The following is a 13,756-nucleotide window of genomic DNA, read 5'->3' as shown; positions in this document are numbered from 1 at the left end:
ACGTCGGTGCTCGGTGCCAGGCTGCGCGGATGACCGGAACCGATGCGAAGGACGACCTCCACCAGTACTTGCGCGAGGCGCGCGAAGCCCTGCTGTGGAAGCTCGACGGGCTCTCCGAGCACGACGTCCGGCGCCCGTTGACGCCGACCGGCACCAACCTGCTGGGCCTGGTCAAGCACGTCGCGACCGTGGCGGTCGGCTACTTCGGCATCGTCTTCGACCGCCCGTTCCCGGAGCCGATGCCGTGGATCGACAACGGCCGGGACGACAACGACGACATGTGGGCGACCGCGGAGGAATCGCGGGAGCAGATCGTCGGGCTCTACCACCGGGCTTGGGCGCACGCGGACGCGACGATCGAGGCGTTCCCGCTGGACGCGCCGGGCCGGGTGCCGTGGTGGCCCGCCGAGCGCGGTGACATGACCCTGCACCGGATCCTGTGCCACGTGCTCTGCGAGCTGGCCCGGCACGCGGGGCACGCCGACATCGTCCGCGAACTCGTCGACGGTTCCGCGGGCAGGCGACCCGGCCACAGCAACCTGCCGCCGCAGGACGAGCAGTGGTGGCGCGACTACCGCGACCGCCTCGACCAGGTCGCACGGCACTTCGGCTGAGGGTGCCGAGGGGAGGGCGCCTCCGGCGGCGAGCGGGTTCGGGGAGAACGATCGCCGGTCGTCTTGTCAGCGGCGGAGCCCGCTGAGGTTCCGCCGCTCGACCCGCTGGGCAGATCGTGCTGGAAGCGCCCACTAGGCTGATCCGGTGCGTTTCGAAGGGTTCGGGGACGGAGCCGTCGAGTTCTACGAGGGGCTCGAAGCCGACAACTCCAAGGCTTACTGGAGCGACCAGCTCGCGGTGTACCGCGAGCAGGTGCGGGCTCCGATGGAGGCGTTGCTCGCCGAGTTGGAGCCGGAGTTCGCCGCCGGGGTCGGCTCCGGCGGCGCGAGCGGCAAGGGGAAGGTGTTCCGGCCGCACCGGGATGTGCGGTTCAGCCCCGACAAGGCGCCGTACAAGACCCACTGCGGTGCCGTGATCGAAGCCGGGCGCGGCGGCGGGGCCTACTACGCCGAGGTCAGCGCGGCGGGAATGCTGATCGCGGGAGGCTGCTTCCACACCGAATCCGACCAGCTGGCGCGCTACCGGACGGCGGTGGACGAGCCGGTGCACGGGGAACGGCTGCGCGAGGTCCTAGCCGCGTTGGGGCCGCGCTGGGAGATCACCGGCGACACCCTCGCCACCCGTCCGCGCGGAGTGCCCGCCGACCATCCGCGGCTGGAGCTGCTGCGGCATCGCACGCTCTACGCGGCGCGCCGCTGGGAACCGGACGACCTGCTGCACGAGCGGGGCTGCGCGAGCCGCGTCCGCAAGGGATGGCGGGAGCTGCGCGAGCTCAACCAGTGGTGCGCCGACCACGTCGGACCCTCCGACCGGCGGCGGTGAGCAGCAGGGCCACCAGCGCGCCGAGCACGTCGACCAGCGCGTCCCGCACGTCACCGCTGCGCCCCAGCGGCAGCACCGCCTGCAGCACCTCGGACAGCGCCGCGTACCCGACGAGGCCCGCCGCCAGCGGGACGAGCGGGACGCGGGCGGCGGTCCCGCTCGTGGCCAAGGCGGCGAACAGCACGAAGTGCACGACCTTGTCGGTGCCCGGCGGAGCCGACGGGACCCCCGAGGCCGGGGTGAACAAGATGATCAGGCTGATCGCGAAGAGCACACCGAAGAGCAGCTGACCGGGCCGTGGCCTGTAATGATTCAGCACCGCAAGATCCCGATCGGCTCGTTTCCAGGTGGCTGCGTATTCGACGCGAGTCGAGGGAGACTAGGCTGACACAACGTGAGTCGACGAGCCAAGATCGTTTGTACCATGGGCCCCGCCACCGCCTCACCGGAGAAGGTGGCCGAGCTCGTCAGCAGCGGAATGGACGTCGCCCGGTTGAACTTCAGCCACGGCAGCCATGGCGACCACCAGCAGGTCTACGACCTGGTGCGGACGGCCGCGAAGGAAAGTGGCCGTGCCGTGGGCATCCTCGGCGACCTGCAGGGACCGAAGATCCGCCTCGGCAAGTTCGCGGACGGTCCGGTCGAGTGGAACACCGGCGACGTCGTGCGAATCACGATCGACGACGTGCAAGGCACTCATGATCGCGTTTCCACCACTTACAAGGGCCTGGCCGCCGACGCCAAGGTCGGCGACCGGGTGCTGGTCGACGACGGCAAGGTCGGCCTGACCGTCTCCGCCATCGAAGGCAACGACGTCGTCCTCGACGTCGTCGAAGGCGGACCCGTTTCCGACAACAAGGGCCTGTCCATGCCCGGCATGGACGTCTCGGTGCCCGCGCTGTCCGAGAAGGACATCGCGGACCTCGAGTTCGCCCTGCAACTCGGCGTGGATTTCATCGCGCTGTCGTTCGTGCGAAGCCCCGCCGACATCGACCTGGTCCACCAGGTGATGGACCGCGTCGGGCGCCGGCTTCCGGTGATCGCGAAGCTGGAGAAGCCGGAGGCCGTGGACAACCTGGAGGCCATCGTGCTGGCCTTCGACGGCGTCATGGTCGCCCGTGGTGACCTCGGCGTGGAACTCCCGCTCGAGCACGTCCCGTTGGTGCAGAAGAAGGCGATCCGGATCGCGCGGGAGAACGCGAAGCCGGTCATCGTCGCCACCCAGATGCTCGACTCGATGATCCACAACTCGCGGCCGACCCGCGCCGAGACCTCGGACGTGGCCAACGCCGTGCTCGACGGCACCGACGCGGTGATGCTCTCCGGCGAGACGAGCGTCGGGGACTACCCGATCGAGACCGTGCAGACGATGGCCCGCATCGTCGAGGCCGTCGAGGACGGATCGCCGACGCCGCCGTCGCTGAGCCACGTGCCGCGCACCAAGCGGGGCGTCATCTCCTACGCGGCGCGCGACATCGGGGAGCGGCTCAGCGCGAAGGCGCTGGTCGCGTTCAGCCAGTCCGGCGACACCGTGCGGCGGCTCGCTCGCCTGCACACCCGGCTGCCGCTGCTCGCGTTCACGCCGGAGGAATCGGTCCGCAGTCAGCTCGCTCTCACTTGGGGGACGGAGACGTTCCTCGTGCCTAAAGTGGACACGACCGACCAGATGGTCCGTCAGGTGGATCAGGCGATGCTCTCGCTCGGACGTTCGCAGCGCGGCGACATGGTGGTCGTGGTCGCGGGTTCCCCGCCTGGCACCGTGGGTTCGACGAACCTGATCCGGGTGCACCGGCTCGGCGAGGAAGACCACGTCTGATCCGTGCTCGCGCGCGGAGTGGGTCGGTCGCAGTGACCGGCAAGGGCGGGAACACCGTCGTTCCCGCCCGGTGATCCACCCCGATTCGCCCGAGGAGCAGAAGTGACCGAAGCGGCACGAGCGGCTGCCGCCGACCCGGCAGGCCTGCACATCGACAGCTCGGTCCCGTTGGACGTCAACGGTGTGCCGCACGGCCAGCCCGTGCTGGACCGGCTGATCGCCCTGCTCGATCTGGAACGGATCGAGGAGAACATCTTCCGCGGGGTCAGCCCCGCCGAGTCACCGGTGCGAGTCTTCGGCGGCCAGGTCGCCGGGCAGGCGCTCGTCGCCGCCGGGCGCACCGTGCCGGAGGACCGGCCGGTGCACTCGCTGCACGCCTACTTCATCCGGCCCGGGGACCCGAGCGTCCCGATCGTCTACGAGGTGGACCGCACCCGCGATGGCCGGTCGTTCACCACCCGCCGGGTGGTGGCGGTGCAGCACGGCAAGCCGATCTTCTCGCTGTCGGCGTCGTTCCAGCTGGTCGAGGACGGCATCGACCACGCCGAGTCCATGCCGGACGTGCCCGCCCCGGAGTCGCTGCCGAGCTACGGCGAACAGGTCGGCAGCCTGCTGGGGGAGCTGGGCGGTACGCCGTACCAGCCGCGCCCGATCGACGTCCGCTACGTCACCGACCCGCCGTGGGTGCGCAAGGACGACGGCGAACGCGAAGCGCGCAGCCAGGTCTGGATGCGGGCCGACGGCGCGCTGCCGGACGACAAGCTGCTGCACGTGTGCATGGCGGCGTTCGCCTCCGACCTGACGCTGCTGGATTCGGTGCTGGTGCGCCACGGCGTGTACTGGATGCTGGACAAGGTCTCCGGCGCGAGCCTGGACCACGCCATGTGGTTCCACCGCCCCTTCCGCGCCGACGAGTGGCTGCTCTACGACTGCGCCTCGCCGAGCGCGTCCGGCGCTCGTGGGCTGGCGACGGGGCGGTTCTTCTCGCAGGACGGGCAGCTGGTGGCGACCGTCGTGCAGGAAGGCCTGCTGCGCGTCCTGGACTGATCACGACGAAGAACGGGGCTCTCCGGCATCTGCTGGGGAGCCCCGTTCGCGTGTGCGGCGGGGTTCCATCCCGTCGCGGCGGTGGCCGGTGGCCACCTCCGGGTTGTGCTGATCGTTCAGCGGCGGGCGGTGGTCATTCGTCGCTCGCCGCGCTCAGCGCCGTGGCGATCGGGGTGTTCCCACTGGTCAGGTCGAAGGCGCGGCACCGGCTGGACGGCTCGTCGATCGCGGCGACGGTGACCGCCGCGACGTCCGCGCGGGGGATGGTGCGCGGGATGCCCGGAGTGATGTCGATCCGGTCGGCGATCCGGACCAGGCCGGCGCCGGGATCGTCGGTGAGGCCGCCGGGGCGCACGATCGTCCACGAGAGGTCGGAGTCGGCCAGGGCCCGGTCCGAGATCTCCTTGGCCCGCAGCACCCGGTGCAGGAATTCCGGCCCCTGGTCCGGGCGGTCCGCGAACAGCGAGGACACCTGGAGGAACCGGGGCACGTCCGCCTGCCGCGCGGCGGTGACGGCGTTGATCGCGCCGTCGCGGTCCACCGCCTCGGCGAGGCCGGGTTGCGGGTCGCTCGCGGCGGCTGCGTTGATCACGACGTCCGAGCCGGCCAGCGCGTTGGCCAGCAGTTCGGTCGCCGACCGCAGATCGGCCAGCACCGGCTCGGCGCCCTGCGACCGGACCGCGTCCGCGGCCTCCGGTCGGCGCACCACCCCGCGAACCGGCAGCCCGCGAGCGAGCAGTTGCGCCACGATCAGCGCGCCGGTCTTCCCGGTGGCTCCCAGCACGGTCACCAGCATGGTCATCGGCTCCTTCGCGTCGGCCCACGGGCCGGGTCGGGGTTCGGGTGCAGCAAGGTCATGTCGAGCGCGGGCGGCGACGGGCCGTAGGCGTTGGCGCGGGCCGCTCTGCGCCGCACCGACCGCAGCCGCAGCACCGCGCGCAGCAGCGGGTTCGGCCGGAAGTCGCCGTCGCCGGAGAGGACGGCGGCGACCCGGTGCTCGGTCCGGACCTGCTGCCGCTGCACCTGTTCGACGGCGGGTTCGCGGAGCCGCCGCACCTCGGCGAGCACGTCCTCGCCGGGGGTACCGCCCCGCCGGAGCGCGGGGATCAGAACGTTGGCGGCGGTGACGGCGTCCTGGATCGCCATCAGGATCCCGTTGCCGCCCACCGGTGAGATCACGTGCGCGGCATCGCCGATGAGCAGCGCGCCGGGGCGGTGCCACCGCTCGACGCGGGCGATCTCGACGGACAGCAGGGTGATCTGGTCGAAGCCGGTCAACTCGTCGACCCGGTCGGCCAGCCAGGGGACCCGTTCGGTGAGGAAGTCGCGGATCGGCCCGACCCCGGCGTGTTTCGCGGCCGGGTAGCCGCCCTTCGGCACGGTGTAGCCGACCTGCCAGCCGTCCTCCTGCCCGAGGGTGGAGACGTAGTGACCCGGCCCGAAGTAGAGGTCGGCGTCGGCCGTCGGTGGATCGTGGTGCCGCCGGGGGAGGCGGAACCACAGGATGTCCGAGCTCGCCCCCAACGACCGGGCGGGGAGGTCGAGCAGGCGCCGCATCCGGGAGAACCGCCCGTCGGCGCCCACGACGAGGTCGGCGTCCAGCCGGTGCTCCCCGTGGTCGTCCCGGTAGCGCACGCCGGTGATCCGGTCGCCCTCGTCGACCACTCCGGTCACCTTCGCCCCGAGCATCAACCGGAATCCGGGCAGCGTCGCGGCCTCGGCCGCCAGGAAGTCCAGGAACCGGGCCTGCGGCATCAGCGCGACGTACGGGAACGGGCCGCGCAGTCCGCCGTACTCGGCGGTCGTGACGGTCCCGGAGGTGGTGTGGAAGCGGAAGGTGGTGGCCCGCGCGTGCTCGATCCGCAGCAGCCGTTCGGCCAGCCCGAGCCGCTGCATCAGTTCCAGCGTGTAGGGGTGCAGCGAGTCGCCGCGGAAGTCCCGCCGGAAGTCCGGCCGCGATTCCAGCAGCGTCACCCGCGTGCCGGCGCGGGCGAGCAGGTACGCGAGCACCACGCCGCCCGGCCCGCCGCCGACGATCGCGCAGTGCGGCTCGTGGTGCTGTCGGGTCTCGTCCAGCACGGGTGTCACCTCGTTCGGTGGTCGCGGGTGTGCGGTGATCGGAGCGGGCGCGGCGTCGACCGGCTGGGCGCGATGCCTCTACGGCCAAGGTAATGACGGTTGCCAAGTATGTCAATCATTGAGATAGTCGTCGTTGTTATGATCCCGGTTTCGCGAAGCCAGGGGAGGCGGCCGGTGGAGGCACCGATCGAGCAGCAGGTGTTGGAGCTCTTGCACGAGCAGGGTGTCGAGGGCGAGCGGATCTCGCAGGCCTTCGCGTCCCGGCACGGCATGCACCCGACGGACATGCGCGCCCTGATCCTGATCATGGACGCGGACCGGCGTGGCGCACCCGCGACGCCGCGCGCGCTGCGCCAGGACCTGGTGCTCACCTCGGGCGCGATCACGGCGATCATCGACCGGCTCGAAGCCAAGCGGCACGTGCAGCGCAGCCGGGAGAGCGCCGACCGCCGCCAGGTCCAGCTGCGGCCGACGGACTCGGCGCGCTCGGTGGCGGCGGAGTACTTCGGCGCGTTGGCCGACCGCGGCAGGGAGGTGCTGGCGGAGTTCGACCCTGCCGAGATCGTCGTGATCCACAGCTTCCTGCACCGGATGCACCTGGCGATGCGGGGCTTCGACGCCGAGGGCGGGGGTGCGGACGCCGTGCTCGCGGACCGCGGCGCCGAGAGCGCGGGGCGCTGACCGTTCGATCGTTGACCGGGCACGGGCGGTTGTCTAGGTTTCGCCTGATACGGGCGACGCACCAACCCGCCCGGACGATTCCTTCCCGCCACGAGGGGGCGCGATGCGTCGCTGGGTACCGGTATTCGCCCTGATCCTGCTCGGCGTCGTCGCGGGGCCGGTGGCGTCCGCGCCGGTCGTGGCGGCACCGGCCGGCTCCGGTGCGCTGCGGGTCGACCTGGACGAGATCCTCGCCGACCCCCGGCTGGCCGGTTCGCACGCGGGGGTCGTGGTCCGGGACCCGGAGACCGACGAGGTGCTCTACAGCAGGCAGCCGGAGGCGCGGGCGACCCCGGCCTCGACGGCGAAGCTGTTCACCGCCGCGGCGGCCCTGGAGGAGCTCGGTCCGGACCACCGGTTCCGGACGGAGGTGCGCGCCGCGGCGCCCTCGGCCGGGCCGCTGCTGCTCGGCGACCTGTACCTGCGCGGCACCGGTGACCCGACCATGCTCGCCGCCGACTACGACCGGCTGGCGGAGCAGGTCGCGGCCTCCGGGGTGCGCGTGGTGCAGGGCAGGTTGCTGACCGACGACACCTGGTTCGACGACGTGCCGCTGGGCACCGGCTGGGCCTGGGACGACGAGCCGTACTACTACGCGGCCCCGGTCTCGGCGCTGACGGTCGCGCCGAACGAGGACTTCGACGCGGGCAACGTCCTGCTGCGTGTCTCGCCCACCACGGCGGGCTCACCGGTGCGGGTCGACCCGGAGCCCGCGACGGACGCGGTGCGGCTCGACGTGCGGGCCACCACGGGCGAGCCGGGTTCGGAGTCCACGTTGTCGGTCGCGCGGGAGCACGGCGGTGACCGGGTGGTCGTGTCCGGTTCGGTGCCCGCCGACGCCGAACCGGCGGAGGAGTTCACCTCCGTGCGCGATCCCAGCGCCTACGCGGCGGACGTGTTCGCCCGCGCGTTGCGCGCCCACGGCGTCCACGTCGCGGGCACCGGCGAAGGGGTGGTGCCCGCGGGTGCGCGCGCGGTCGCGGAGCACGAGTCGATGCCGCTGCGCGAGCTGCTGGTGCCGTTCCTGAAGCTGAGCAACAACGGCCACGCCGAGGTCCTGACGAAGGCGATGGGCAGGCAGGCCCGCGACGAGGGTTCCTGGCCCGCGGGCATCGAGGTGCTGACCGAGCGGCTCGCGGGCCTCGGCGTGGATCCTGCGGCGCTGCGGCTCGTCGACGGCTCCGGGTTGTCGTCGATGGACGCCGTGTCACCGGGCAGGCTGGCGTCGTTGCTGGACGTCGTGCGGCAGCGGCCGTGGTTCGCCGACTTCCACGCGGCGTTGCCGGTGGCGGCGGAGCCGGGCCGCTTCGTCGGCGGAACGCTGCGCAACCGGATGGCGGGGACGGCCGCGGCGGGCAACGTGCACGCCAAGACGGGGTCGATCAGCGGGGTGACCACTCTGTCCGGGTACGTCACGGCCGCGAACGGGCGTCCGCTGGTGTTCGCGGTGATGTTCAACGATTTCTTGGGCGATTCGCCGAACGATCTGGAGGACGCGATCGCGGTGCGGTTGGCGGAGTACTCGGGCCCGGGCGAACGGCCGCGCGGCATTCCGGCCGTGCCCAGGCAGAACACCGCGGAAGTCGGCGAGGAATCGGATCTGGAGTGTTCTTGGACGAAGTCGTGCTGACCCTGATCGCATTGCCGGATATGCGCGGATAACCGTGGAAAGCGGCGCTGTGCGGCAAAGATCGTGAAATGGGGGATTTCCCGATTCGGTGCCGGGGCGGGCTCAGGGGGTGGCCGGGGTCATGCCGGGGTTGCCGTAGGGTCGTGGCAGCTAACGTGGCATCCGTTGGTCGACCATCCCGTACACACAGGTGAACTGGGGAGTTCCACGTGTCCTTCGTCAGCGATTTCCTGGCCATGGTCGGCGGGCTCCCGCATCCGCTGCTGATCCTGGTCACCGGTGCTCTTGTGCTCGGCGAGTGCACGATCGGCCTGGGTTTCCTGGTGCCGGGCGAGAGCGGTCTGCTCGTCGCCTCGGCGGCGGTGACCGATATCGGCTTTTTCTTTGGATTGTCACTGACCGTGGCCTTGTGCGCGGTCATCGGTGACAACATCGGTTTTTTCCTGGGACGACGTTATGGCGCGCGGGTCCGGGAAACACGAATGGTGGCGAAGCTCGGCGTCCGGCATTGGGATCGGGCGTGCCGGATGTTGCGCAAGTACGGCATCGGGGCGGTCTTCGTCGCTCGTTTCCTGCCGGTGGTGCGCACGTTGGTGCCGGTCTCGGCGGGCACCAGCGGGCTCGGTTACTGGCGTTTCCTGGTGACGTCGATCGTTGGCGCGACGACCTGGTCGATGCTGCACGTCGGCATCGGCTGGGCCGCGGGCACGTCCGCGAAGTACATCGAGCACGTGCTCGGCCGCGCTGGCGGCATCGTGCTGGGCGCGTTGGCCCTCATCGGCGTCGGCGTGTGGTTGTGGCGGCGTTCCCGCAAGACGGTCCAGGAGCAGGACGAGGTCGAGCCTGCTGAGGAGCCGGAGTCCGTGGAGACCGAGCGGGCGGCCTGAACCACCTGTTCAGCGAGCTGGAGCGGCACGGCTGTCGAGCCGGTACCGGCCTGGAGCGCGACCGCGGGTGCGGCTGAAGGCGCGGCTGAACGCGTGCACCGAGGTGTAGCCGACGGAGCGCGCGATCGTGTCGAGGGTGTCGTCGGTGTCCCGCAGCCGGGTCGCGGCCAGGTCCATCCGCCACCGCGTGAGGTAGCCGCCCGGCGCTTCCCCGGCGGTCAGCAGGAACCTCCGGGTGAGCGTGGCGCGGGAGACCGCGACCTGGGAGGCGAGGCCTTCGGTCGTCCAGGGGTGGGCCGGGTCCTGGTGCAGGGCGGTCATCGCCTCCCGCACGACCGGGTCGCGGAGCACGCCGAGCCAGGTGCCCGCGACCTGCGCCGGGTTCTCGTCGAGCCAGCTCCGCAGCAGCTGGATGAGCAGGATGTCGACGAGGCGGTCGAGCACGACGGCCGTGGCGATCCGGGGCCGAGCCAGTTCGCGCGAGAGCAGCCGGATCGTGTCCTCCAGTTCGCTGCCGTGCTCGGCGTGCACGTGGATGATCTCCGGCAGCACGGCGAGGATCTGGGTGGAGGCGGCGGCGTCGGAGGAGAATGAGGCGCCGAGGATGTGCGTCCGTGCTGCGCCGCTGCCGATGCGCAGCACGTCGCCGGCGGCTTGGGCCCGTTCGGCGTCGGCGCAGTCGCGGCGGTCGATCGCGGCTCCGGGCGAGCTGCCGAGGGTGTGCTCGGTTCCGGTGGGCAGCAGCACGACGTCGCCGGGGGCCAGTTGCTGCGGGGCGTGGCCGGGGAGGCCGAGCCACGCGCCGCCCGCCGTGATCGCGTAGAAGCCGGCGCCGGCGCCGCCGCTCCACGTCAGGCCCCAGTCCTGCCCGGCGGCGATCCGCGCTCCCAGGCTGCCGCGGACCCCGGTCCGGGAGAGCACGTCGGCGAGCAGATCCATGTCGGCAACGATATCCACCGCGCGGATGCGGTCTTCCGGTGCGGAGACCGTCCGGTGCACCGGGTGATCTCCGGTGCGACAGATGGACATCCAGGTGCGCTCGCCGGGCATCGTCGAGTTCGCCGCTCGCGGCATACGCTGCGTTCAGCGACATGTCGGGCGGGTGGCGCCGGAACCGGTGCTCCCCTGCGGGGAGAGGAAAGACCAGTGACCGAATCGATCGACTTCGACGAGATGAACCGGAAGGTCATCGCCGAGTTCCGCGAGCGGGGCGGCCGGGTCGGCGGCGTGTTCGACGGCTTCCCGCTGGTGCTGGTGCACCACGTGGGCGCCAAGTCGGGCACCGAGCGGATCTCGCCGCTGGTGCCGCTGCTGGAGGGGGATCGGATCTTCATCTTCGCCAGCAAGGGCGGTTCCGCCGAGAACCCCGCCTGGTACCACAACCTGGTGGCGCACCCGCGGACTCGGGTGGAGACCGGAACCGAGACCGTCGACGTCGTGGCGCGGGTGCTCACCGGCGAGGAGCGCGATGAGGTCTACGCCAGGCAGGTCGCCGTTGCTTCTCAGTTCGGCGAGTACCAGCGCAACACCGAGCGGACCATCCCGGTCGTCGAGCTCGAACGCGTCTGACCGCCCGCCTTCGTGAACTCGTCGTTCTGCGCAGCGTTCTCGGTCCGCGTCTTGTCAGCGGCGGAGCCTCTGAGGTTCCGCCACCGACCCGCTGCGCAAGGTTCCCAGCAGGCCCTGCTCTGAAGTCAGTTGCGGGTGGTGACCTGGCCGCTGCTGAGCTGGTGCACCGCCCGGCTCACCTCGCGGGGCTGGAGGCCGGTGCCGTTGAGGGTGAGCGCGAGCCGGTCGGCGCCGGAGCACTCGCCGAGCGGCCCGCCCCAGCCCTCGACGTCGATCACCAGGTACGGCGAACCGGCCCGGTGGCTGCGCAACCGCACTTGCCGCACCGCCGACCACGGCGCCGAGTAGGTGCCCGCCGCGGAGGCGTAGGTGACGCCGAGGTCGGTCAACGCCAGTTGCAGGTTCAGCATGTCCCGGTTGATGCGCCGCCAGCGCAGCTGCGCGCGGGCGACGTAGCAGCTGTAGGCGGTTGCGGTCACGGGGATCAGCACGAGCCAGCGGGACGACCCGTCCGTCCACGACCACCAGAGCACCGCCGCCGCGGCGCAGGCCACCGCGTTGGCGATCTGGGTGAGCACGACGAGCAGGCCGTCCCGCTGGATGCTGCGTTCTTGCTGCGTGCTCCGGCTGATCACCAGCACGCGGGAGGCCGGGTGCATGCCGACGATCTTGCCCCGGTCGGCGGGCGGACAGAACCCGGCACTCGGCGCAACCGGGCTCGGGCGTTCGTCTGAGATCCCCGCACGTCTCCCGGACCAGGTCCGCCCGCGCTGCGGGAAATTCACGGTTTCCCGCAGCGATCAGGTGCGCGCGGTCTCCCGTTCGGCCGAACGCCGCTGGGAGACGACGTAGCCGACGCCGAGCGCGATCACGAGCACCGGGGTGATGTAGAGCGCGATGATCGTGTCGGAGTCGAAGGCCAGCAGCACCACGACCATCGCCAGGAACGCGAGCACCACGTAGTTCGAGTACGGCGCCCACGGCATCCGGAACGCGGTCGCCTGGATCTCGCCGCGCGCGACCTTGCGGCGGAACCCGAGGTGCGCGATCACGATCATGCCCCAGGTGAACAGGGCGCCGACGGTGCTGGCGCTGGTGATGTAGGTGAACGCTTCTTCCGGCGCCACGTAGTTGAGCAGCACGCCGAGCAGCATCGCGCCGAAGGTGACGGCGATGGCGCGCGAGGGCACCGCTCGGGAGGAGAGCTTGCCGACGGCGTTCGGCGCGTGCCCGTCCTCGGACAGGGTGCGCAGCATGCGGCCGGTGGAGAAGATGCCGCTGTTGCACGACGACAGCGCGGCGGTGATCACCACGAAGTTGATGATCCCGGCGGCTGCGGGGATGCCGATCAGGGCGAAGGCCTGCACGAACGGGCTGCCGTCGGCGTTGAAGCTGGTCCACGGCACCAGCGCGGTCAGGGCGGCCAGGGCACCGACGTAGAAGATCAGGATTCGCCACATGACGGCGTTGATGGCCTTCGGCAGCACCTGCTTCGGGTTCTTGCTCTCGCTCGCGGTCTGCCCGACCATCTCCACGCCGATGAACGCGAACATGACGATCTGGAACGCCAGCAGCGCCGAGGTGGGGCCGTTGGGGAAGAACCCGCCGTGCGACCAGATGTTGCTCACCGCGGCGGTGTCACCGGCGTCGCTGAACCCGAAGATCAGGATGAGCGCCACGATGGCGATCATCGAGACGATGGCGACGACCTTGATCAGCGCGAACCAGAACTCGAACTCGCCGAACAGCTTCACCGCGATCAGGTTGACGCAGCTGAGCACGATCAGGGCGCCGAGCGCCGGGATCCACTGCGGCAGTTCGGGGAACCAGAACTGGAAGTACTCGCCGACGGCGGTGATCTCGGCCATGCCGGTCACGATCCACACCAGCCAGTAGCCCCAGCCGGTGGCGAACTTGGCCCAGGGTCCGATGAATTCGCCCGCGTACTCCGCGAAGGAGCCGCTGACGGGGCGGTACATCAGCAGTTCGCCGAGGGCGCGCATGACGAAGAAGATCATCAGGCCGGCGATGGCGTAGATCAGCATCAGGCCGGGACCGACCTGGTTCAAGGCCTTGCCGGAGCCGAGGAACAGGCCCACACCGATCGCCCCGCCGATGGCGATCATGTTGATGTGCCGGTTGCTCAGTTCTTTGCGGTATTCCTCGGGGACGGGTTCGCTCATCGCCGTGCTCCTGCGGAGGGAAGAAGGACTCGTTGTGGACCGGTACTGTGCCACGCCTGAGTGAGACCGTCTCGGCAGGGTGGACGTGGCTCAACGTCGATTCTTGGGTGAAATGTCGCCAATGTGCCGTTGCGTCATGCTCATGATCCGCTGACCTGCTGAGACGGCCCGAGGAATTGTTGCACGGGGTAAAGTTGCCCGCTGTGGCGAAAACACGGACGCCGCATTCCCGCGTGAATCGAGGGGAATGCGGCGTCCGGTGCAATTGTGGATCTGGTCAGGGGGTTTCCCTCACCGGATCATCACAGGTTCGGGTAGAGGGGGTGTTTTTTCGCGAGTGTTTCGACGCGGTTGCGGAGTTGGGTGGTGGTGTCGGGGGTGAGGGTGG

Annotated in this window: 14 protein-coding genes; 8 read left to right on the top strand and 6 right to left on the bottom strand. The window is 70.6% G+C overall.

Going from position 1 to position 13,756, the window contains the following annotated elements; all coding sequences use genetic code 11:
* The first annotated feature begins 29 nt into the window (after nt 1-29).
* Entirely contained in the window at nt 30-614 is a 585-nt protein-coding gene (locus OOZ19_RS28195) for a DinB family protein (RefSeq protein WP_266093202.1), read from the top strand.
* Nucleotides 615-759: 145 nt separating this feature from the next.
* Nucleotides 760-1,437, top strand: coding sequence for a DUF2461 domain-containing protein (locus tag OOZ19_RS28190; RefSeq protein ID WP_266093201.1), 678 nt, complete (start codon nt 760-762; stop codon nt 1,435-1,437).
* Here OOZ19_RS28190 and OOZ19_RS28185 read toward each other — a convergent pair.
* On the bottom strand, nt 1,388-1,756 hold the full coding sequence (locus OOZ19_RS28185) for a VanZ family protein (protein ID WP_266093200.1): 369 nt from the start codon (nt 1,754-1,756) through the stop codon (nt 1,388-1,390). The two genes, OOZ19_RS28190 and OOZ19_RS28185, sit on opposite strands and share 50 nt — an antisense overlap.
* Nucleotides 1,757-1,831: 75 nt before the next feature.
* Between OOZ19_RS28185 and pyk the strand changes: the two genes are divergently transcribed.
* Together pyk and tesB are read left to right on the top strand one after the other, a co-directional pair.
* On the top strand, nt 1,832-3,253 hold the full coding sequence (pyk, locus tag OOZ19_RS28180) for a pyruvate kinase (protein WP_266093199.1): 1,422 nt from the start codon (nt 1,832-1,834) through the stop codon (nt 3,251-3,253).
* Between the two features lie 102 nt (nt 3,254-3,355).
* Complete coding sequence (gene tesB, locus OOZ19_RS28175; RefSeq protein WP_416309518.1) at nt 3,356-4,300, top strand: acyl-CoA thioesterase II; 945 nt, start codon at nt 3,356-3,358, stop codon at nt 4,298-4,300.
* A gap of 133 nt (nt 4,301-4,433) precedes the next feature.
* On the opposite strand, the gene OOZ19_RS28170 is transcribed toward tesB, so the two are convergent.
* A complete protein-coding gene (locus OOZ19_RS28170) occupies nt 4,434-5,102 on the bottom strand; it encodes an SDR family oxidoreductase (protein ID WP_266093198.1) in 669 nt (222 codons plus the stop codon).
* The gene (locus tag OOZ19_RS28165; RefSeq protein WP_266093197.1) at nt 5,099-6,379 is read right to left on the bottom strand and encodes an FAD-dependent oxidoreductase; all 1,281 of its coding nucleotides are present in this window, start codon (nt 6,377-6,379) and stop codon (nt 5,099-5,101) included. Before OOZ19_RS28165 ends, OOZ19_RS28170 begins: the two co-directional genes overlap by 4 nt.
* A 174-nt stretch (nt 6,380-6,553) precedes the next feature.
* Between OOZ19_RS28165 and OOZ19_RS28160 the strand changes: the two genes are divergently transcribed.
* From OOZ19_RS28160 to OOZ19_RS28150, 3 genes are all read left to right on the top strand, one after another.
* A complete protein-coding gene (locus tag OOZ19_RS28160) occupies nt 6,554-7,060 on the top strand; it encodes a MarR family winged helix-turn-helix transcriptional regulator (RefSeq protein ID WP_266093196.1) in 507 nt (168 codons plus the stop codon).
* Nucleotides 7,061-7,163: 103 nt separating this feature from the next.
* Nucleotides 7,164-8,729 carry a D-alanyl-D-alanine carboxypeptidase/D-alanyl-D-alanine endopeptidase gene (dacB, locus tag OOZ19_RS28155; RefSeq protein ID WP_266093195.1) on the top strand — a complete coding sequence of 522 codons (1,566 nt, stop codon included), beginning with the start codon at nt 7,164-7,166 and terminating at the stop codon, nt 8,727-8,729.
* 209 nt (nt 8,730-8,938) lie between these two features.
* Nucleotides 8,939-9,616, top strand: a complete 678-nt coding sequence (locus tag OOZ19_RS28150) for a DedA family protein (protein WP_266093194.1) — start codon at nt 8,939-8,941, stop codon at nt 9,614-9,616.
* A 9-nt stretch (nt 9,617-9,625) separates the two neighbouring features.
* Here the strand turns inward: OOZ19_RS28150 and OOZ19_RS28145 are convergent, their stop codons facing one another.
* Nucleotides 9,626-10,555: an AraC family transcriptional regulator gene (locus OOZ19_RS28145; protein ID WP_266093193.1), complete on the bottom strand. Its 930-nt coding sequence runs from the start codon at nt 10,553-10,555 to the stop codon at nt 9,626-9,628.
* 207 nt (nt 10,556-10,762) lie between these two features.
* On the opposite strand from OOZ19_RS28145, the gene OOZ19_RS28140 reads away from it, so the two are divergent.
* Nucleotides 10,763-11,185, top strand: coding sequence for a nitroreductase family deazaflavin-dependent oxidoreductase (locus tag OOZ19_RS28140; protein ID WP_266093192.1), 423 nt, complete (start codon nt 10,763-10,765; stop codon nt 11,183-11,185).
* 125 nt (nt 11,186-11,310) lie between these two features.
* Here the strand turns inward: OOZ19_RS28140 and OOZ19_RS28135 are convergent, their stop codons facing one another.
* A complete protein-coding gene (locus tag OOZ19_RS28135) occupies nt 11,311-11,844 on the bottom strand; it encodes a hypothetical protein (protein WP_266093191.1) in 534 nt (177 codons plus the stop codon).
* 141 nt (nt 11,845-11,985) lie between these two features.
* Complete coding sequence (locus OOZ19_RS28130; RefSeq protein ID WP_266093190.1) at nt 11,986-13,368, bottom strand: amino acid permease; 1,383 nt, start codon at nt 13,366-13,368, stop codon at nt 11,986-11,988.
* Between the last annotated feature and the right edge of the window lie 388 nt (nt 13,369-13,756).

Origin of the sequence: Saccharopolyspora sp. NFXS83 (assembly GCF_026241095.1) — a bacterium.
GTDB lineage: Bacteria > Actinomycetota > Actinomycetes > Mycobacteriales > Pseudonocardiaceae > Saccharopolyspora_C.
The sequence above is the reverse complement of the archived record's forward strand: the minus strand, read 5'-3'. Positions and strand labels throughout refer to the sequence as shown.